This is a genomic window from Paenibacillus sp. LS1, assembly GCF_026013365.1.
Classification (GTDB): domain Bacteria; phylum Bacillota; class Bacilli; order Paenibacillales; family Paenibacillaceae; genus Paenibacillus.
Map to the genome: position 1 here is coordinate 245,999 of NZ_JAPDOE010000003.1, position 22,619 is coordinate 268,617.

Genomic DNA, 22,619 nt, shown 5'->3' on the forward strand with positions numbered 1-22,619 from the left:
CTCAGGAATGGGACATTTGGCGATCCAGTATTAATTTCATCTGGGTATCCAGCTGGTAAGGCATAGATATGGGATCGGTAACAGCAAATTCCGTATACTCGGTCATATACACCTGATTTTGCCTCACTGCGGGCATTTCCTGCCACCAAACGCTGTTCGATATACGTTGATACCGCTCCGAATCCAGCACCGTCAGGAACAAGTGGTCACCTGCATAGGATGTAACTTGCTCCTCTGAGATCATGAGATAAGCCTGACGGTCAATTAATTCCTTCTGAACCCGCTCTGGTGCCTGAAGTCCAAGGCCATCATACAGATTGTAGGCTCCCCTACACCAATAGTTGCCGAACACATAGATCGAATCGTCGCGTATTTCCATCACGGAGAACGTATCTGTACTCTTAATCACACCCTTTAACCGGGATTTCAGGCGCTGTGTTTTGCGTTCATATTGCTTCATTACCTTCTCCGCCTCTGGCCCCTTACCGAATACCTCTCCAAGTTTCTGTAACAATATGAATGGCTTGTGGTCGTTCTGTGAGAAGATATATGTCGGCGCGATTGGTGATAACGTATCGTATTCCTCCTGATTTCCAACGAGAATCATCTCAGGCTGCAAATAGGAAATCTCCTGTGGGTCCAGCGGTACGCTGTTAACCTTGTGGAAACTCGCACTTAACGGAGTTAGGTAATGCTCATTGGACAGATTTTTGGCAACCGCCGCCGGGCGTATTCCAAGGGCAAGCAGATGACCGAGACAACTCATCACACAGATGTTAGACGAGCTCTGCCGGTGGTTAAGAATGAACTGACCTGGGGAGATTCCTTCCATCTGTTTAAAGCGTCGATTGAAATAGTACTCATCCCGATATCCCACCAGCGTGGCCACCTCTTTCATACGTCCTCCGCGTAAAAGCAGATGTTTGGCATGTTCCATCCGCAGCGTTGTCATATAATCCGATAGATTCGTTCCTGTGAGTTGCCTGAACCAATGGGTAAATCTGCGCTTGCTAATTCTGGCCTGTGCCGCCAGATCCTGCACGGTAATTTCCTCATTGTAGCGGCCCTTTAGCTGCGAAATGATCTCGGATATATTCGCTCTCGTGTGCTCACTGGAGACTTCTCCTTCGTACTCATGGGTATCTTTGAGCACCATACTCATTAATCTCTGAAACTGGGTGTGAATGCCGACTCGTTGTTTGCGATCCTGTACCATACGACGGTTTTCAATTCCCCTGATCCGCTGCAATATGGATCGAAATCCCGCCGTGTCCATCTCACGGGTCTCGACGAGGGCCGGGAACATTGTGCGCTCCGAATCATGCAAGGTAAAGGCGACTAACCACGCGGATAACAACGTCTCTTCGTTTATTCGAATCTCTACCGTGTGTCCTGCATTCATAACAAGGGGAACCCCATATTGCAGCTCATGTATCTTACCATCGCAGATAAGCAGACCCTCCCCCTCCTCCACCACAATCATGATCTCGGTTGTTAGTGTTTGTGGTGGAATGTCATCGTTAGGTGATAAATGCTGTAGAGCCAACCCGTGAAGTTCGTAATAAATGCTGGGAACACCGTACCGGGTTTTGAGATGAGTCAGATCCACAATCAACTCTCCTTTTCGTGATAACCATTATCAATTAGAGCCATCATAACTCAACTCTTCCTCGGTTATCAATGGCTGAAACCTGCCCACAACCAGCCTATTAATGCAAAAAAAACGTCCTAATCTTCCATTGAATGCATTCTTGAACGGCATTACACTTGATTTATTGATAATGATTATCAGTAAATGCTTAATCATACAGGGGGATATTCATGAGACACAAAATGTCGAGACTCACCACGTTGCTCACTTTATGTTTAGTGGTATTGGTTGCAACAGCTTGTGGTAAAACAGCTGATACAGCCAGCAACACAGCGGCGCAGAACACCAGTCAAACGACCACCCAATCCGAGGAAAAAGGAACCCAGATGGCGACCGACGCTTATGGTAATCAGGTGGAGATTCCCATAGCGCCCAAACGCATCGTATACACCGACAACACGGTTGGAGATCTGTTGATTTTCGGGATCAAGCCTGTAGGTGTAGTACAACAAGGCTTGCAATACGCGACGTATAAAGACGAACTGAAAGATGTTGCAGATATCGGCTGGCCGCCAAGTCCCGAGAAGATTGTGGAACTTCAGCCCGATCTGATTATTACCTCAACTCCAGACCAAAAGCAGAATGAAACCCTCTCCAAGATTGCACCGGTGATCCTGACCAATGAATGGGACCCTATGCCTGTTCGGATCAATCGTCTGGGTGAATGGCTTGGCAACAAGCAAGTACCCGAAGAATTCCTTGCACGGCATAATGCGGAGATTGTGAAGATGTGGAACGACTTACAGCAAGACGGCACCATTGTGAAGGACGAGACGGCATCCGTATTCCAATACATGATCGGCCAGAAACGATTAAGTGTGTATACGACCAGTTACCTGCCCGGTTTCGTCTATAACGAAGATGGATTTAAGCCAACCGCAGCGATTCAGAAAATGATTGATAACCCGGATGACTATGGCTATGCCGATATTTCCATTGAACAGCTGCCCGAAATTGCAGGGGACCGGATATTCATTGTGTATTACAGTGACGAAGAACTGAAGGAAGTCGAGAACATGACCAAAGGTCCTGTATGGAACCAACTGCCCGCTATCAAAGCCGGTAAAGTATACTTCGTAAATGGCGGTCTCGGAATATCGACAGATCCACTAGCGAGGGAAGAACTGATCAAACAACTGCCGATCATGCTCAAAAAATAAAGGGATTGCACCCAACCAATTATGGAGGTAAGCGATGACAGATTCACTTGAACTGTATGATGTGACCATCATCGGCGGAGGACCCGCCGGGTTGTACACAGCATTTTATAGCGGCATGAGAGAACTGAAGACCAAGGTTATCGAAGCACAGCATGAACTAGGCGGAAGAGTCCTGACGTATCCTGAGAAAATGATATGGGATGTCGGGGCTATGCCTCCAATTCGTGGGGAACAGCTCATTGCACAGTTAATTGGACAAGCTCGTACATTCGATCCGACGATTGTTCTCGGTCAGCGGATTGTCGGCATGGAGCGTCAGGAAGATGGAGCCATTCTACTGACCGCTGATCAAGGCGAGCAACATCTGACCAAGACCGTAATTCTGGCTATTGGGTACGGAGAGCGCCAGAACGTCAAGCTTGAGATCGAAGGGGCAGATCGCTTCGAAGTAACCAACCTGCACTACACGGTTCAGGAACTGGAACGTTTCCGCAACCAGCGAGTATTGATCTCAGGTGGAGGTGATTCCGCTGTAGATTGGGCCAATGAGTTACAACCCATTGCCAGTAGCGTAACGATCGTTCATCGACGTGATCACTTTGGCGGTCTGGAGCGCAGTGTTACGATGATGAAGAACTCCTCCGTTCAAGTTCTTACACCCTATACTATAGAAGCGCTCCACAGCAGTGATGGGACACAAATTAATCGTGTCTCACTCGTCCATACCGAGACATCAGAGCGAGATCAGCTGGAGGTCGATGCGGTTATCGTCAATCACGGTATGAAGTGCAACTATGGTACCATCCGGGAATGGGGACTGAATCTGGGTGAATGGAACCTGGAGGTGGAAGCAGATATGACGACCAACCTTCCCGGCGTATATGCCGCAGGTGATTTTGTCTCCTATGATAGTAAAGTTGAATTACTCGCAGGCACCTTCACTAGTGGTATTCTTGCATTGAACAGTGCCAAGCGTTATATACAACCCGATGCTTCTCCAATGGCTTATGTCTCCTCACACAATGAGCTGTTCAAAGAGAAAAACAGCGCCTTGGGTGTGGTTGAGGATGAAGTTTAAAACATTTAACACATAGAAACAACCTTCTGCACACCAAATAGCGCCACATTCCCATGCTTAACATGCGGAACATGGCGCTATTTGGTGTTATATGATTACGGGATTTACAAGAGATGCTCAGACTCGTCAAAACGCAAGCTTAAGGATTGTTCGCCAGATAGTTTCTCAGCCATTGCATAGCTGGACGTTCTGTACCGTTGCTATTAACCAGATGTGAACCATTTACCCACGTTTGCCCTTGATTGTAGCCCCACAGCGTCACGCCTTTAACGGCAGAATGCTTCCAAAGCACAGGGAATTTTTGTTGGTAACGCTGCAATTGCGTATTATCATCACCCGTCATATCCAACTCGGATACATAGATTGGTAGCCCCGTAGCTGCGAGTTTGTTCAGGACTGTATTCATCGTATTTACGGAGACATTATCCATATTAAAGTGATGCGCTTGAATACCAATGCCATCGACCAGGCCTCTGTTTTTCAAAAGGTTAATGATCTGGATATATTGGTCTGCTTTAGCCGGATCACCGATAATGCCATATTCATTGATCAGCAATTTGGCGTTCGGGAAAGCTTGTCTTGCCTGCTCGAATGACCAGATTACCCAATCCCAGCCTGTAGCTCCATCCCCACCAATCGCATTGCGATAAGAAGGCTTGGCATGCAGCGGTTCATTGACGACATCCACAAACGCTGCCTTGGAATACCGTTGTCCTGCTGCCTTAATCCATTGTACTACTTCGGCTTTCTGATCTGCGGCTGAAAGATTGTTAATCCAATTTGGCTGCTGGCTCCCCCATACGAGGGTATGAAACTTGAACGGAAATCCGTTGTTGTTAGCATAGTTGTAAGCCATATCTGCCTGAGACCAGTTCATCACATTTCGCGTGCCTTCCACAGCATCCCACTTGGTTGAATTCTCCGGGGTCACCTGATTCCAGTAAGGACTGAAATTAGAGGGTACACTACTTGCGATGATGTTCCCCAGGAATTTGCTACCTTTCGCTAAACCCGCACTCACACTACCAACCGCAACAGAAGCAGCGAGAATCCCTACCAATGCCAATGAGCCGACTGTCTTGAACCATTTGGACTTGATCAATGTATGTCCTCCTTCGTTTCAAATAGTTTGTTAAGCGCTTACAATTACCATTTTAATGGATAATTATGGTTTTAGAAACCTGACAAATTATAGTATTTTATATCAATAATAGAGACAGATATTATATTTCCATCCATTTATCTGCTCAAATCCTACATGATTGTTACATTGGAGTTTACATTCCCCAAATGTTTATCTAGTATGAATTGATACATATCTTTACATACACTAGATAACAAGGGAGATTACAACATGCGTAAAATTTCAACGAAACGTTTCGCCGGATGGCCTTTATCGTTCCTCTTATGTGCCTCCATTTTGTTCGCCCCTTTTGCTTCTACTCCGGTTCAAGCTGCTGAGGCAGACAAGGAAACCAAGATCACGTTGCTGGGTACATCGGATATTCATGGTCGATTCATGCCGTGGGACTATGCTCTGGACGGCCCAAACCCAACCGGAAGCATGACACAGCTATACACCATTGTGAAAAAAGTGCGTGCGGAGAATCCCAACACGATCCTGCTGGATGCAGGAGATATGATTCAGGATAACTCGGCTGAGTTGTTCAATGATCAACCTCAATCTCCCATGATGGTTGCAATGAACGAAATGAAATATGACGCATGGGTTATGGGTAACCATGAGTTTAACTTTGGACTGGACGTACTGGAGAAGATCTCCTCCCAATTCAATGGACAGCCTCTCGTGGGTAACATTTTCAAAGAAAACGGCGACCGCTACATGCCTGCCTATACGATTATTGAGAAAGACGGCATCAAAGTCGGTGTTATTGGAATGAACACACCTATGATTACCGAGTTCGAGAAAGGTACGGATCACCTGGACGGCATCATCGTCAAAGATCCTGTGGAAGAGACCAAGAAGGCCATTGCTGAGCTGAAAGGCAAAGTCGATGTCATGGTTGGACTCATGCATATGGGATTGGACAACGAGAACGGTAATCCGGGAACCGGAGTGACGGATATCGCCAATGCCAACCCGGAGCTGGCTGCCATTTTTGCCGGACACATGCATACTTTGATTGAATCCCAAACGGTTAACGGCGTACTGATCTCCGAACCGAATAAATATGGCTCACATATTTCACGAATCGATCTGACATTTGAAAAAGACGGCGACAAAGTCGTGCTGAAAAGCACGGAAGCTCAAGCACTCGCTGTAAAAGCAGCAGACGGAACGTATGAAGTCTCCGATCCTGCGCTGGAAGAGACATTACACCCGTTCCACGAGTTCGCTCGTGCCGATGCCAACATCGAAGTAGCTGAACTGAAAGGAACAAACCTGGTGCCTGCCGATGAGATTAAGGGTATTCCTGCGGTGCAGATCCAGGAAACACCTTTGTCTGACTTTTTCACCGAAGTCATGCTTCATTACAGTGATGCCGACGTGGTCGCGCACCAGATTGATAACGACAAGGCCAAGCTGGATGTAGGCCCGATCAAGAAAAAGGATATTGCGTTCAACTACCAATATACCTTCGGTGAAGTAACCGTGTATGAAGTGACCGGACGCGATCTGATGGATTATATGGAGTGGTCTGCGGGGTACTTCAACTCCACACGCCCGGGTGATGTGACCATCAGTTTTGATACGAAACGACGTGCTTCCAAATACAGCACTGATGATTTCTTCGGTGGCGTGACGTATGAGATTGACCTGACCAAGCCATACGGCAGTCGTATTACAAATCTCAAGTACAGCAATGGGTCAGTGGTCAAAGAAGACGATACGCTGAAGCTCGGTATGAACGCTTACCGGATGGAAGCCCTGATTGCCAAAGGCGGCGCCATGGAAGGTCGTAAGTTCAAGCAACTATGGTCCTCCAAGGATGCCTCGGCATTTGGTGAGATTCAAGGTACGATTCGCAACCTGTCCATCGCCTATCTGAAAGATGTCATGAAGGGTGTCTACGAACCGAAGATTCAGCACAACTGGAAAATCACCGGCGTAGACCTGACTGCACCGGAGCGTGCAGATGTAGTGGAGTTAATTAACGATGGCATCATGTCTGTGCCAACAACAGAAGATGGCAAGTACACCAACATTGCCTCCATTAACATTTTGGATGCGGTGACTCAGGAAGAGATTGATACGCTATCTGCCAAAGCAGGTGTGAATGTAGCACAATTCGCAGGCGTGAAAACCAAGGGAGCGTTCTATCAACAGCTGAACAAAGCTCGCAAAGCAGTAGGCAGTGGTGAGGAAGAAACTACACCTGAGAAGCCTACGACACCAACAGTACCAAAACCAGCACCGACTCCAGGCACATCGAAACCTGGTAAACCATCAACACCAAGCACGGGTAAACCAGGAACTGTCACCAAAGGCAAACAAGCCAAGGTTACTGCGACTTACCTGAACGTACGCGCTGGCGCTTCATCCAAAGCCAAAGTTGTTGCTGCGGTACCAAAAGGCACCGTACTTGAGGTAATCAGTACAGACAAGTATGGTTGGGTAAAAGTGAAGCTGGATGGACGTGTAGCATTCGTATACGGGAAATATGTGAGTATTTTGAAATAGGTACAATCGTTACGTACTAAGCTTCATGAAAAAGAAAAAGGGCGATACTCCCATGGAACTCATGGTCGGGATCGCCCTTTGTTATATTAAACGAATGGTTATGCGTATGGCCCTTCCTCTACTGCTCTAGGGGAATGAAGTCATTTAGCCTTGTGGCAGGTTCTTAATTTTATCCATAAAAGCGTCCAGCTGTATGCCATTCGTTTGTTCCGTAAAATCGCGCAATTCCTCTGATTCCCCCTCGTAGGCAGCAAGTACATAGTCACCATCAACAATATAATACGTACCGTAGCGAGTGAACGAATATCCTCCCAACTGTTCCTCGGCCGTCCCCTTTTTGACTACAGCGATAATCTTCATACCTGGTTTAAGTTCAGGCTCCACACCTGCGAAGTCAGCGTTGTAAAATAAAAAAGTGTCCTCAGCTACATCATCCCCTGTTACCACTTCATGTACCTTCACCCCATAGGAGATAAATTCAGGTTGGTAGGGTGTCATTCCATTCGCCCTGTCCTTATCAGCCATCTTTCGTTCAGGCGTGCCCGGTTCAGTCCTCAGCTCCACTCGAAAACTCGGCAACACCTTCACGACTTCCGCCTCAACGACCCCATCCCCAAACGCCATGATTTCATTGAAGCTCACTTCCCTCATATTAATCGTCGCGGGGACGCCAGTGGATAGTGGATATTGCTCGCGGAGTTCATTCATTCGATCAGAGGATAACTTGCTGCCTGCGGCATTAAACGACTCGGAAAAAGGGGACGAGCACCCGGTTAGACTCACCATAGTCAGTACGATACTTAACAACCAACATGTCATCTTGACTCGCGGCATACCTTATCCCCCTTTTCCTGATAAAAAATAAAACACAGACATCCATGTCTGTGCAGTCCATTAAAATTCAGTTGTACTTACTCCGGCTGGGTAATGCGTAGTACATAAATGTACCACTATTATAAAAATTCTTTCATGGCTAGCGACATACGTGTAATAAACCATTGATTATCCTATAGCTTTTTCTTGCGGATACCCATATGCTACCATATCTCATTTTCCAGTTCCAGCCTGAATGGGGTAGGCGATACATTTCGTTTCACGTGGAACGCTTTGATACACTTACGAAAACAATTTATACACTCGAAGCATTTACTCCGTTAGCCTGCCTTCATATAGAGTATAATGAAGAGGTATACGATAAATGTACGGTGCAATAATTGTACAAAAACTAACGCAAAAGAGGTAAACGATGAGCGAGCAACAATTTAAAGATTATGGACTTGGTGATGAGATCGTAAAAGCACTGGACAGTCTGGGCTATGAGACACCAACCGAGGTTCAAACTAAAGTTATTCCTGTAGCACTGGAGAATCAGGATCTTGTGGTCAAATCACAGACAGGTAGTGGTAAAACAGCTGCCTACGGCATTCCGCTCTGCGAGCTGGTGGATTGGAATGAGAATAAGCCACAGGCTCTGATTCTTACACCAACCCGGGAACTGGCTTTGCAGGTTAACGAAGATATTACGAATATCGGCCGCTTTAAGCGTATTAAAGCAACCGCACTATATGGACAGTCCCCTTTTCATATCCAAAAAGCCGAGTTAAAACAAAGAACCCATGTGGCTGTTGGTACGCCAGGTCGGGTACTGGATCATATCGAACGTGGCACGCTGCCACTGGAACGGATCGCCTATCTCGTTATTGACGAGGCGGATGAGATGCTGAATATGGGCTTTATCGAGACGGTACAAGCGATCATTCAGAAACTGCCGCAGGAGCGAGTAACGATGTTGTTCTCTGCTACCTTCCCTGAAGATGTAGCCAAGCTGTCACGCAAATACATGAACAAACCGGTAGAGATCGAGATCAAGGCAAGTGGACTGACAACAGCCACGATTGAACATGCTGTGATTAACGTACCAGAGGTGAACAAAACCGCGCTGCTTCAGGACTTGTTCATTGTGGAAAATCCAGATAGCTGCATTGTGTTCTGCCGTACGCAGGAGAATGTGGACAAACTGTTCCGGGTCATGGCTGACCTTGACTACCCAGCAGATCGTATCCATGGTGGTATGGAGCAGGATGAGCGGATCGAAGTGATGAACGCATTCCGACGGGGACAATTCCGTTATCTGATCGCGACGGATGTAGCTGCACGTGGTATTGATATCACGAATATTACTCATGTCATCAACTACGATATTCCTTTGGAAAAAGAGGGATATGTTCACCGCACAGGCCGTACGGGTCGCGCAGGCAAAACAGGTAAAGCCATTACGTTGATTACACCGAAAGATGGCCGACGTCTGGCGGAGATTGAATCCTATATCGGATTCCAAATCCCTGTCGTGAAAGCACCTTCCGAAGATGCTGTAGATCGCCGCAGAGAAGATTTTGAGAAGCGATTGAAGATTGTGCCTGAACGCAAAAAGGACAAGCGTGAACAGTTGAACCAACAGATCATGAAGCTGAACTTCAACGGTGGCAAGAAGAAGAAACTTCGTGCTGTTGACTTTGTAGGTACCATCGCCAAGCTCGAAGGGGTAACCGCAGACGACATCGGGATTATTACGATTCTGGATAATGTGACGGATGTGGAGATCCTGAACGGCAAAGGCCCACTCGTAGTAGAGCTTATGCAGAATACAACGATCAAAAAGATGCAGCTCAAGGTTCGTAAAGGCCATAAATAGATTGAGAACTTGCGTAGAATCATAGGGATAAATTGGATTTAATTTCCTATATCTATCGCTATGCCCTCATATACGCTTTAAAAAAAGACAAGCAGACCTGACAACATGATGTTATGACAGGTCTGCTTGTTAGGCATGCCAACATCGCCCCTCTCTTCATTCCGCCTTCCTCTCGAACCCGTTTGTTTATCTTCTATCTCCAGAGAATATCCATTGCGTTCCACGTAGGTCTTAACACCAAATCTCCACCTGTCTGCTATGAGGGTTATCCTACACCATCACTTTCTAACAAGGAGTAAAAATTATCGCGGTCTTCATCATCGAATTTGCCAAGCGCCCGTACCTTAATAAATTCATGTCCACCAAACATGTCGATTTCCTCGCCGCAATTATTGTAGAGTGCGATCATATGTCCATCCCGATTCAGCTCCATATACCCGTAACAAGTTGCCTCTGGCGCTTCGCCGTTTAAGAGTAAAAATCTGATTTTATCCACGCTGTTCATGCAGATCTCCTTTCCTTATTTCTTATTAATGTTAAGAATATTTTACGTAACACCAGATGAATTGGAAAAAGCGATTTCACCCTGCATACCGGGATATACATTTCTATTTAGCAAGCATGAGGGGGGAACACTCGCTAAATCGTTCATTCTCACATTATCTCTTGACGTGATGCGATTTTGGGATTATTATAACGTGCCGGTTTATCAACAAGATAAATCAAATAAAAGGCTGACTTTTCGAGTGTGTTGGCACCGAATCATCAGCCTGTTGTGCAGATCATGAAAGATAAAGAATAATTTTATGTTATTGGTGATAAGAAATGGATGACTATAACAACGATAAAGTATGACATGATGCTAGACTAAGATCTCCGAGTAGGAGAGCTTGTTCGTTTCACCTTCGAGATGGTACTAGTGGCTGTACCACAAGTAAAAGCATTTTCTATAAAGACTGGGGTTTTTACCTCTTCTTTTTCCGCACTGTACCGCCTTCCACCGTATACCGGAATAGCGCATCTTCGGCACCCCCGATATCATCCGTAACCTGAAACGTCGCTGCATCTCCAGACTTATATACACTTCCCGTCACAAAGCTGAACACCACATGGTCATCTTTGCCCCAATATTGATTCAGCATGACAAATGTGCTGCCGCTCACGCCCTTTACCGTGCGTTTGCCATTGGCATTATATAGACCATTCTGGTCCATTGCCCAACTCTGGGGATCGGCATCGAATAGATGTGTAAAGCTAGCTTGATCAATATGTTTATTCGGTTTACCCCACAGATACACTTGATCAGCATCCACTGCCCAGCTCCCGGAAGGTGTTATTAACTCAAACGTTGCTGCGTCTGCCCCCTTAATGATCTGAAGCACGTCGTCAGGATGTCCGAAAGGCTGACTTGTCCGAACAACCTCGGCACGATACACATGGTGTTGATCCTTGGAAAGTCCAAGATGCTCCGTCCTGGAAAACACTTCAAACTGCCGGGCATCTGCCTCGCCGACACGATATCCGTTGTAATACACATGATTGCCATCACGACCGAAAGGTCCACCTAGCGGTTGGAACGTATCCGGGTCTGCTCTCTTTACAGTACGCCACTGAAAATAAACCCGTTCCCGGTCCCGTGCAAACTGCTCATCCAGTGGTTCAAAGGTAGATCTATCTGCTCCACGAACAAGGTTGAATACACCTTTCGCTTCTCGACGATACGTACCGCCCCATTCTGTTCTATAAAAAATGGATGACTGCGTCTCAACCCAATTGCCTTTGAGCAGCGTAGCACCTTCTGCACTGTGGGCATAATGATCATGCCACCAGCCAGGTACGTCGGGATGATGTTCTTGCAGCCATGCCCTCACCTCATCCTTTTCCCCATTCGCATAACGAAGAGAACTGGACATATGGAACAAATGGTCTTTATCGGTGCAATAGTCATGATGAGCAATTACAGCATTCGTATCTATATCCTCAAATAGATGAAAATGCGTGCTGCTCTTCACATATAAATAATGTTGGTCCTGAGCAAAGTAGGGCGTATCCGGCAACAGCCGAAAGCTTTCCGGATCGGAGTCAGGCACGACCTGATCTTCCAGATATACGTACTGAGAGTCGCAGCAGTAATCTTCATCAATCACACGAAAAGCTCCCGTATCCCGGCTGAACAAACTCGCCTTGTTCTTGCGAGCATTGAACCACCATATTCCCTGACGATCACGCAAATAGGCAAAGGTCAGCCACCCCTTTTGATAAGTGGAGATGACTTCAAAATCCTGAGCGGTAATGCCTCCCTTAATCGGAGTGCTGGTACCATCTTCTTCATTGCGCAATCTCACTTGAAGGTCTTCATCTACAATAAACTTGTCCATGACGGTTCACCCTCCAACCCTGTTGTGGAAATCAATCTCTCCTCATTTTAGCGCGTGTACCTGATTCTCTCCACATCATCGCACATGATATTTCAGCACAATTCCTCCGCTCTCACCGCTCAGCCCCGTTGAAATGCCGGTTTGTTCAGCAATGGATGGATTGTTCACTTGAAAAAGTGTATAGCCCAACTAAAATATAAATGAAAGAATCAATTTCATAATACCTTTACTTTAGTGCGTTATGAAATTAATTTGAAAGCGCTATATTTTAGTTGATATCTCTCGGGAGGTGTATGTAATGGGTAACAGGAAAGCGGTTTGGTTTCTGGTCTTCGCACTCACGTTCACCCTGTTTGGACTTCATCCTGAACGGACAAGCGCAGCAAGTGTCACGATAACCAATGGTACCGATTGGCTTGATACCGCAGGCAACCCCATTCATGCGAACAGCGGCAACATTCTGCAGGTAGGCTCGACGTATTATCTGTACGGTGAACATGCGGTAGGTGGCAGGTTCGACAGCGTGAACGTCTACACCTCCACCGATCTGAAGAACTGGACTTTCAGCAATTCCATCCTGACGAAAGATTCCGCAACCGAGCTGGCCTCCAGTAAGATCGAACGCCCCAAAGTCATCTATAACGCCTCCACCAACCAGTATGTGCTCTGGGCACACTATGAGAACGGTACGGACTACAACCTTGGGCGTGTAGCGGTCGCAACAAGCAATACCCCGAATGGCAAATTCACCTATGAGGGCAGCTTCCGCCCGCTCAATTATGAATCCCGTGACATGACGGTCTTTGTTGATACAGATGGCACAGGTTATCTGGTTACTGCTTCACGCAAAAATGGCGGTGCCAATGATACGATGGCTATTTTTAAAATGAATGCAAGTTACACCGGAATACAATCCTTCGAGGGCTGGCTGTTCGAGAACGCCTACCGTGAAGCGCCTGCTGTTGTGAAAAAAGGAAACCGTTACTACCTCTTCACCTCTCAAGCCGCTGGCTGGTATCCGAATCAGGGCGCTTATGCTACAGCAACTTCCATGACGGGTCCATGGACTGCGCTTACGCCATATGGCAATCCATCTGCCTTCGGTTCGCAGATTCATGATATTGCCACGATTACAGGCAGCAACACCACATCCTACATCTACATGGCGGATCGCTGGAATCCGATGAACCTCGGAGAGCACAAACATATCTGGCTGCCACTAACCTTGAATGATTCGAACGGAACAGCATCACTGGAATGGTATACCACATGGAATATCGATGCAGTAACAGGTGTAGTAACACCGCCTGCTCTCGTCAATCATGCACAAGGCAAAACAGCTGCCGCCAGCTCCACAGCCTCCGGTTCGTCTGCATCCAACGTCAATGATGGCAACTACCAGACTTCATGGGTGGCTTCCTCCAATAGCTGGCCTGCCTGGTGGCAGGTGGACTTCGGCGCACCGAAGACGATCACCGAGATCGACACGTCCTGGTTTATGTATAAAGGTTCCGAAGGATACTACAAATACAAAATTGAAATTAGCAACGACGGAGTTAATTACTCCACCTTGGATCGCACCAATAATCTGACCTATGGCTTCACCACGGATGCCGTGCATTTCACTGCCCGTTATGTACGGATCAATATGGTGAACGCCGTCTTGTGGAATAATCCTGGGAACTGGTACACCCCAACCCTGCACGAGGTGAAAATGTTGGGCCCTGCAACACCTGAAGCCACAGGTTACAGCCGGTTCAGTTCACACAACGTTCCGGATCGATACATCCGTCATGCCAATTACACCGCTCGCGTGGATGCCAACGTCTCTCCTGTTCTGGATTCACAGTTCCGCGTCGTACCGGGCCTTGCCAGCTCCACGGGAATTTCACTGGAGTCCATCAACTTCCCAGGCTACTTCTTGAAGCGCAACACCAGCAATAAAATTGTACTTGAAGTTTATGCCGACACCTCCGCCTATAAGGGAGATGCTACGTTCCTAAGCAGTCCTGGTTGGGCTGACAGCACCAAAGTATCCCTTCAATCGTATAGTCAGCCCGGCTATTACATCCGACATTATGATTACGTGTTACAGCTCGATGCCATCAACGCATCCAGCAGCTCGACGGTGAAGAGTGACGCCACGTTTGGGCGAACCAATTTCTAAGCAAATGAATTGGAGATGAGGATTTAGACACCTACATCTACAATTTAAATTTCAGAGAAAGGCCGCTTTTTCAGGAGTCACAACTGAAGAAGCGGTTCTTTCTGCTGCACTATTTTAGATATAGATGATGTAACCCTATCTCAGACTGAAAATATAGATTTAATTAGCGCGTAATCGCCAGCCAGCTCTCCATGGATATTTTATAACGACCGGCAGATGCCTCTTCATTCACCCGTAAGTGCTCTACTTTCCCAAGAACCAGATGATCGCTGCATCGACTCCACCAACGAAGCCGGAACCATATTGATGACAAATTCCCCCGTCTCTCGAATATTGAGGAGCGTGTCCTTCAAAATAACTTGGATGGAACATAATAAGCGTCAAAAGTTTGGTTCGAACCGCAGACTTGCCAGCTTGCACATTCCAGTTACATTGTGCTTTCCGACGCTTTTCCCTCGCCTTGCTAACGCAAAAAAAGAGCCTGCTCCCTTCGGAGTAGACTCTTCTTTTACTTTTTGATTAACATCCTACACTATTGCAACTTATGTTTCCTCACAACTATTTTTCCTGAAACTTCCTCTCTATAAATCATATACAGGTTACCGTCTTTACCCCTAGCGAAACTCAAAGTGAGCGGACTAGCTATGGAAAAACCTTCTTCGCCAACTTTAATCCACGCACCTTCGTACTTCACTACGGTTGCCAGTTTCTCATTTGATCGATCATCATAAGAAACATAAGGAACACCGTAGTCGTCAACAGCGAGTCTTAACCTTCTATAATCGGACGAAGGTACCTTGCCTTCACCGACCTTTTCCCAATCGGTACCGTTGTAGCTCGTCAGAACCCAAGAGCCAAGCGTTGAGTGAAGGACATAGGGCACGCCATCCTTATCGACTGCAAATTCTGCTGGTTCCACAAGAGCTCTTACTTCTACGAGACCCAAGTTGCCGATATGCTCCCAAGCTTCATTCTCATATTTTGAAACTGTGATACGTGAACCTCGTCCGTTTGTAGCAGGATTCCCTCTATCGATAAATTCGAACATATCGTTCATTACATATGGGATATTGTTTCTATCAAATTGGATAACTGGATTAAGCGCCTTCTCGCCAAGACTATCGCCGCCAGTTACGGAAACCCAACTATTCCCTTCGTATTTAACCACTCTCATTTCATACTTATCGCCGCTAATTAAATGATTATAAACCAGATAAAGCACGTTATTTTGGTCAAATGCAATATTTGAACCTTCCCCCGGAAGAGATCCGTTGCGGGCAATATCTTCCCACTCCGTGCCGTTATACTTCTGCACATATACGCCTTCGCCGCTGGACGAAGTCTGGTAAAGATTGTCCTCATTGTCAAAGACAAACCGCGTATAGCCCAAGTTGTTACCCGTGCCTTGGTAGATGTTCTTCCACACGCCTCCTTCATATTTGTCCAGGCGCAGGTCATTCGATCGATAAGAAGCATACACCGTACCCTCACTGTCGGTTAACACTTGATAAGCTGTAGTGCCTTCTAACAAACCACCTACGTTGAACCACGGTGTCACTGTCCATTTTGCGTACAAGGTAAGGGATGCCGTCACTTCCGTGTCGAAATCATAAGCTTGCGTTCCGGCAAGGTCGCTGTACCAACCATCGAACTTATAACCCTCCCATGTTGGCGTAGGCGGTACTATCGCTTTGCCGCCGGGGCTTACCATTTGGTTCTCTACATCTGACCCGCCATTGCTATCGAAGCTCACCGTGAGCTTGTTGGATGTCCACTTCGCGTATAATGTTAAGTTATTCGTCACTGGTGTAGTGAAGCTGTAAGCCTCGATTAGACCTGCATCACTGTACCAGTCGCTGAAAATAAACCCTTCCTTTGTTGGAGCGGCTGGCTGTGTAGCTGTTCCGTCGTATTCCACCGTCTGGTCATCAACCACCGAACCTTCATTGCTGTCAAAGGTCACTGTATAGATTGCTATCCATTTTGCGTACAACGTGAGGTTTGTCGTCACCGATGCTGTGAAGCTGTAAGCTTGCGTACCGGCAAGGTCGCTGTACCAACCGCTGAACACATAGCCTTCGCGTATCGGTGCGGCAGGTTCTATAACCGTATCGCCCTCGTTCACGGACTGGCTGCTCACCAATGATCCGCTACTACTGTTGAAGCTCACCGTGTAGCTGTTGAGCGTCCACTTCGCATACAACGTAAGATCTCCCATCACACCTTCCGTAAAGCCGTAGGCTATACTCAATCCATTATCGCTGTACCAACCGTCAAACGTATATCCAGCAAGCGTCGGCGTTGTCGGAACGGTAGCCACGGCACCTTCATTTACCGTCTGAGCTTCTACTGCTGATCCGCCTTTACTCTCGAAACTCACGTTATAGGTATTCGGCACGTAAATCGTCCATTTTGCATACAACATAAGATCTCCCGTCACCACCGCTGTGGTGAAGTTGTAAGGGGTCGTCAGGTCGCTATCTATATACCAGCCACTGAACACGTAGCCCTCCAACGTCGGTGCCGTCGGTGCCATCGCTTTAGCACCTTCGTTCACTGCCTGAGCCTCAACAGTCGTTCCGCCGTTACTCTCGAAGCTCACCGTATAGCGAAGCAGCCACTTCGCATACAACGTAAGATCGCCTGTCACCGGTGCCGCAAAATCATAGAGAGTCGTCAGATCGCTACCGTTGTACCAACCGCCAAATACATAGCCTTCCTTCATCGGTTCATCCGGTGTGTTGACCAAACTGCCATACCCCACCGTCTGGCTATCCACTTCTTCGGCTCCACCATTGCTGTTAAAGCTTACCGTATAAGCGTTCGTCGTCCACTGTGCGGTGAACGTCATACTTTCCTCAGGCATGGTCGTTGGAGGAGTTGGTGACCATCCCGTGAAGACATGCCCCTGCCAGATCGGTGTGCCCAGATAGAGCTGCGTCGTCGCTCCAAATGGAACTTCTACAACTTTGGTCTCTTGGCCGGAACCATTGTAATCGACCGTCAATGTATGAGCATCACGCTTATAATACAGCTTCAGAACCGTTTTTCCATTGCCGGTTATCTGACTTGTTAACACCGTTCCAGGAATATTTTCATCCAGTTTAAACCCAGCATAGGACCTTGGAGTTATATTCGTCAGATTGGCTTCCATATCGGTAGCTCCGCGATACGTTTCCGTATCAGCCACCGTATAGGTGTCACTCGCCATATTCTGCTTCAAATACACGACTTGGTAAGGCGTATCTTCTTTGGCTATCCATATTGCGGTATACTCCGTATTCGAAGTCGGCATGGTGCTTGGCGCCTCCGGCGACCAACCGGCAAACGTATAACCCGGTCTTGTCGGCACCGGTATACGACCCGCAATATTTCTGCCGGACGGTTCGGTTACGGTGCTGCGCGGAGAGCCCAGATAGCCCAAATTGAATGCGATAGTCGGACTCGTTGGATAATACTCGACCCTTACGATCGTCGATCCGTCCCCCTTGATCGTGCGTCCATACATTTCTCCGTTCGCATAACCTTGGTCCTTGTATCGTTCAGAGTTGATGCGAATCTCCGTATCAGTCGTTCCGGTCAACCGTTCCGTATAATCCGGCGAAGTCGAAATCGACTTTCTTGTATTCGGGTCTATCAAATAATGCTGCACCGTATACGGCGTATCCGGATTCGCTGTCCAGTGCGCATACAGTTGGTAATCATCCTTAGGCATACGGCTCGGAATCGTTACCTTTGTTCCCCCTGTAGCTGCCGTATACCATCCGTCAAATGTATAGCCCGGATAGACCGGAGTAGGCACATTAACCGCTGCATTGTAAACAAATGGAAGAACCTGAGTCGCGTTGCCGTTTCGTGGATCCAACTGGAGGATATATTCGCCCTCCGTGACGCGCCATGTCAACGGTATCGTGCGCTTGAGCGTACGAGGCGTGAACGAAAGCGGTGATCCTTTCCAAGTGATGACCAGATTACCCTTACTTACCGGAAGGCTGGTATTCACTACCTCGACCTTATTGGTACCCAAGTTATACCTGAAATTTGCATTGTCCACGTAAATATTGAATCTTGAAGCATCAAACGCTTGAGTACCGGTATCGCCTGTCTTCAAATCGAACATACTCATCGAGAGCATCGACTGCGGTACTTCAAGGGATGCCGCAACGCCTGCCAGACCAAGCAAGAGATTCTTATCCTGCGGATAAGCGAAGTCGGAGACGTTGTATTGTTCCCCAATCGTATACAACGGCCACTCTTCATCGACCAGTTCTACTCCGGTCGAGAGCGCTCCATCGCCTAATTGAGCGCCGAGTTCGACCTCCAAATAGATGCCGATCTCGACGAACAGGGCGCCTAAAGACTTCGTGGTCTTCACCCCGCTAATATTTTTCAGCTGATAGTAGAAGTAACCCCATAGATTGATATACACGCCGGGTTCTACGGCAAGTCCGATACTATTCAATTTGACACTGCCAAGCCCCGCTTTTACCTCCATATGAATACCGGCCCGTAATCCAAGCGTTCCCATAACATAGAAGGTAAACTGGTAATCGCCGTCTCCCGGCAGACTGACCGTATTGCTTGAGCCTCTGAAACTCAACACACGCAAGGTCACTGAGTAGCGCTTCGCCATCTTGTAGTAGAAATCTGCACCCATCGTTAAGTTAACCTGAGCACTGACTACAAACTCTGCTTCAAATTTGACTTCTACAATTCCGTAAGCCACGCGTACACTTTTTTCAAAGAGCTCTTTCTTGATTAAAGGAACCCATTCCGTATCTTGCTCCAACATCTCTTGGTACTGTTCTTTCAATTCCTCCGTATCCACAGAGGTACCTTGTACACCATCCATAGATGCTTTGATCTGTGTGGCGATGTCCTGTACCTGACCTAACCTGCCGGCTTTTTTCTCTACGGCCCAGTTATTTAGTGCAGCCTGCAACTTATCTGGTTCGATGAGCGCCATCTCTGCTGTAATATTAAGTCCGGTATAGCTGTAGGCATCCAGATTCGCAGTGATTACATAATCGTCGATGCTATACCAGTAAGGGATTCCCCACTTTTTCAGCCAATGCCCCTGCATATCACCATTAATGCCGAGATCCAGACTCATCTCCTGAACAAATGTACTGGTCATATGGATAACGAGATTGCTGTCTTCATTGATATCAACAACGATATCGGCACCGACTTGCAGTGTAGCACTGACGCCAGAACTTCGGCCGTTAATGTTCTTCAGCTTCGTCCCGAGTGAAGCAGCAACAGTCAGATTCTCCACGCTCACCCGGCTACTTTTGCCCGAAGCCAGAGAAGACTGAGCCTTGATCTGCTGGATTTCTTTCAAATCCTTGATATCCTTCGTTTCCATAGCTAGATCGGATAGATAATCTGCGGCTTGATCGACGAATCCACTGTCTCTCGCTTGCTGCTCGATCTGCTCTTCAAGCTCCGCGATCTGCTCTTTCGATAACAGATCTTCGCCGTCAATGGCTTGCTTCTGATAGATGTTGAAGACATTCTCAATATCTTCAATCGTGGCATCAGTATATTCGATGACGTCCATCTCAGCTTCAGGCGTAATCGAAGTGATACGTCCGTACCCAACGGTCTCAAAACCTGTTTCGGCGCCGAATTCACCTGTATAGAACCCGATAAAATCACCCACATCCACCGTGGTTAACTCATCCAAGCCGAAAGGCTCATACATGCTGTCGCTGTAGTTCATCTGGGTATGCTCAACTGTGATGGAGTTGTTATTCGGTTCTCCATCTGTGTCTGCTTCCACACTCACCGGCAGAACATCCGGCTTGAGCAACACTTGCTTGATATCCGCATGATCGTAGGTATAGGTGCTTCCGTCTACCGCCGTAATCTGGACATAGGCCACATCACCGTCGTCAGCGCCGGTGGTTTCTAACGTGCGTTGATCGGGACTAACCCCTTGATAGATGGCGACTGTATTGCCGACTTGAATCACGGTGCTGCCGGAATACTCGAACGTTCCACTGCTCGCATTCGCTTCGGCAAGCGCATCTTCGCTACCGCCCACCGTCGTGGTAACTACTGGAATCGATGGTGAACCCACAGCTGCGTCATCCAGCATCATATTCGTTACGTCCGTAAACCGAAGGTAGATTATGTTCGGGTTCAGCGGAATGTCCAGAACCTCTTGCTTAGCGACACTAAAAACGTAAATGCTCGTTGTCGCATCCTGACCTTGGAAGGACAGGTTATCGCTATTCAACGTCAGTTGATACGTATTACCTTCGACGAATTTTCCGTTTTCGGCTGCAGACGCTACCGTGAAGGCCCCGTTCCCGCCAGTGACGGTAATACCTGCGAAGTCGGGATTCGCCGTGTCTGTGAACGTCATACCCGCTTGGACCTCAGATACTGTCAGATTGCCTGATGCATCGTGTACTGCAATCGTGAAGTCCGGTGCCACATCCAGCACCGAATAGCTTGGTGTGCTCTGTACGGCATTATCTATGCTATCTGTATACTTCGCATACAACTTCGTATCCGCACTTATCGCACTATCCTCTGCAAAAATGAGCGAGAAATCGCTGTCTGTAAACCATCCTTGGAAAATGTACCCTTCTTTTATTGGAGTCGGCAGGTTATTTAAGACCTGGCCTTTTCGTACCGTCTGCGCAACAATCGCCGTGCCTCCGTTGCTCTCAAACGTGAGCGTATACGCAGTGGAACCCGTGCCCGGGTTACCCCCGTTATCACCAGGAGTTCCGCCACCATTGTTACCGCCGGGTGTCGGCGTTGTTGTCACCGGAGTTGTTGGTGTTGGTGTCGGATCAGGCGTCACCGGCGTTTGATTCTGATTTTTCCACGCCTCTACAACCGCGTTGTTTCGCATGAAGAGAACTGCCGCTTCCGCGCGAGTCGCTTGCGCACGCGGGTTGAAGTTACCCTTTTCGTCCCCGGTGAACACACCGGCTTGCCACAGTTTGACGACCGCGTCAGCCGCCCAAGGCGATACATCCGCGAGATCGCCCGGCTCTGTCGTGACCGGACTCTCAGTCTGATAAGGGATCTGTTCGCTTTCGAAATATCGCAACGTCATCGTTGCCATTTGTTCTCGTGATACGGTAGCATCCGGCGAATATTTCCGATCCCCCGTGCCATCGGTAATTCCCTTCTTAACCGCCCATTCGACATATGGCGCATACCAGCTGCCCGCCTGTACATCGGCAAAGCTCGAAGTGGAGTACGCCCCTGTATCCACCCCGGCCATCCGTCCGAGTGCCGTCACATACATGGCACGTGTCATGGTCCCCTTAGGAGAGAAGCTACTCGCGTTCGTTCCGCTGAATATGCCCTTCTCCTGCACATGGACGACTGCATCATAGAACCAGTCGGTCGGATTCACATCCTGGAATCCACTGGATGTGGTTACTTTGGTCTGCAGCATCGGCAGTTCAGCCGCTGCTGCAGATTGCGCCGGTAATATAGGCACGGCAGACACTATTAAGCTGATCACCAGCATCCACATCAGGATCTGCCGGCTCAACCTCCAACCCTGTCTTGTTACTTTCTTCACATTCATTCATCCCTTCTATGTATAAAACTAAGAACGACAGACTTGTATGCACTCTACATGCTATCTCATGGTCTCGCTGTCTAACTGAGCTGCGGCGTTTATCACATTCGGGACGCCAACATAATTTTGAACATCCAGAAGAGCTTTCGACTGCTTCAAGGTACGACACTTCCAGTTATACTTGAAACCGCAGAATCTGCGGGTATTGCGTGAATCTACAGATGAAAGTCGTTCACCCGCCTATCTTAACCATCGAATTATGTCGTTTTTCATTCCATACTTTATCATGCTAGAC

At 47.7% G+C, this 22,619-nt stretch carries 12 protein-coding genes; 5 read left to right on the forward strand and 7 right to left on the reverse strand.

Annotated elements, in window-relative coordinates; genetic code table 11:
- Nucleotide 1: 1 nt before the first annotated feature.
- On the reverse strand, nucleotides 2-1,609 hold the full coding sequence (locus tag OM416_RS16475; RefSeq protein WP_264931181.1) for a helix-turn-helix domain-containing protein: 1,608 nt from the start codon (nucleotides 1,607-1,609) through the stop codon (nucleotides 2-4).
- Between the two features lie 212 nt (nucleotides 1,610-1,821).
- On the opposite strand from OM416_RS16475, the gene OM416_RS16480 reads away from it, so the two are divergent.
- Together OM416_RS16480 and OM416_RS16485 are read left to right on the forward strand one after the other, a co-directional pair.
- Nucleotides 1,822-2,811, forward strand: coding sequence for an ABC transporter substrate-binding protein (locus OM416_RS16480; RefSeq protein WP_264931183.1), 990 nt, complete (start codon nucleotides 1,822-1,824; stop codon nucleotides 2,809-2,811).
- Nucleotides 2,812-2,845: 34 nt separating this feature from the next.
- The gene (locus OM416_RS16485) at nucleotides 2,846-3,889 is read left to right on the forward strand and encodes an NAD(P)/FAD-dependent oxidoreductase (protein ID WP_264931185.1); all 1,044 of its coding nucleotides are present in this window, start codon (nucleotides 2,846-2,848) and stop codon (nucleotides 3,887-3,889) included.
- Nucleotides 3,890-4,028: 139 nt separating this feature from the next.
- Here OM416_RS16485 and OM416_RS16490 read toward each other — a convergent pair whose 3' ends face one another.
- Nucleotides 4,029-4,991 (reverse strand): endo-1,4-beta-xylanase, encoded by a 963-nt coding sequence (locus tag OM416_RS16490; RefSeq protein WP_264931187.1) that lies wholly within the window; start codon nucleotides 4,989-4,991, stop codon nucleotides 4,029-4,031.
- A gap of 417 nt (nucleotides 4,992-5,408) precedes the next feature.
- Between OM416_RS16490 and OM416_RS16495 the strand changes: the two genes are divergently transcribed.
- The gene (locus OM416_RS16495; RefSeq protein ID WP_413775802.1) at nucleotides 5,409-7,532 is read left to right on the forward strand and encodes a 5'-nucleotidase C-terminal domain-containing protein; all 2,124 of its coding nucleotides are present in this window, start codon (nucleotides 5,409-5,411) and stop codon (nucleotides 7,530-7,532) included.
- 144 nt (nucleotides 7,533-7,676) lie between these two features.
- Here OM416_RS16495 and OM416_RS16500 read toward each other — a convergent pair whose 3' ends face one another.
- Entirely contained in the window at nucleotides 7,677-8,366 is a 690-nt protein-coding gene (locus OM416_RS16500; RefSeq protein WP_264931191.1) for a hypothetical protein, read from the reverse strand.
- Nucleotides 8,367-8,778: 412 nt separating this feature from the next.
- Here OM416_RS16500 and OM416_RS16505 point away from each other — a divergent pair, with 412 nt between their 5' ends.
- The gene (locus OM416_RS16505; RefSeq protein WP_264931193.1) at nucleotides 8,779-10,224 is read left to right on the forward strand and encodes a DEAD/DEAH box helicase; all 1,446 of its coding nucleotides are present in this window, start codon (nucleotides 8,779-8,781) and stop codon (nucleotides 10,222-10,224) included.
- A 265-nt stretch (nucleotides 10,225-10,489) separates the two neighbouring features.
- Here the strand turns inward: OM416_RS16505 and OM416_RS16510 are convergent, their stop codons facing one another.
- Together OM416_RS16510 and OM416_RS16515 are read right to left on the reverse strand one after the other, a co-directional pair.
- The gene (locus OM416_RS16510) at nucleotides 10,490-10,729 is read right to left on the reverse strand and encodes a hypothetical protein (protein ID WP_264931195.1); all 240 of its coding nucleotides are present in this window, start codon (nucleotides 10,727-10,729) and stop codon (nucleotides 10,490-10,492) included.
- 460 nt (nucleotides 10,730-11,189) lie between these two features.
- Nucleotides 11,190-12,602 (reverse strand): DKNYY domain-containing protein, encoded by a 1,413-nt coding sequence (locus tag OM416_RS16515; RefSeq protein WP_264931197.1) that lies wholly within the window; start codon nucleotides 12,600-12,602, stop codon nucleotides 11,190-11,192.
- Nucleotides 12,603-12,900: 298 nt separating this feature from the next.
- Between OM416_RS16515 and OM416_RS16520 the strand changes: the two genes are divergently transcribed.
- Nucleotides 12,901-14,769, forward strand: coding sequence for an AbfB domain-containing protein (locus OM416_RS16520; protein WP_264931200.1), 1,869 nt, complete (start codon nucleotides 12,901-12,903; stop codon nucleotides 14,767-14,769).
- Nucleotides 14,770-14,932: 163 nt separating this feature from the next.
- Here the strand turns inward: OM416_RS16520 and OM416_RS16525 are convergent, their stop codons facing one another.
- Both OM416_RS16525 and OM416_RS16530 read right to left on the reverse strand, forming a co-directional pair.
- The gene (locus OM416_RS16525) at nucleotides 14,933-15,082 is read right to left on the reverse strand and encodes a hypothetical protein (RefSeq protein ID WP_264931202.1); all 150 of its coding nucleotides are present in this window, start codon (nucleotides 15,080-15,082) and stop codon (nucleotides 14,933-14,935) included.
- A gap of 219 nt (nucleotides 15,083-15,301) precedes the next feature.
- Nucleotides 15,302-22,324 carry an InlB B-repeat-containing protein gene (locus tag OM416_RS16530; RefSeq protein WP_264931204.1) on the reverse strand — a complete coding sequence of 2,341 codons (7,023 nt, stop codon included), beginning with the start codon at nucleotides 22,322-22,324 and terminating at the stop codon, nucleotides 15,302-15,304.
- Between the last annotated feature and the right edge of the window lie 295 nt (nucleotides 22,325-22,619).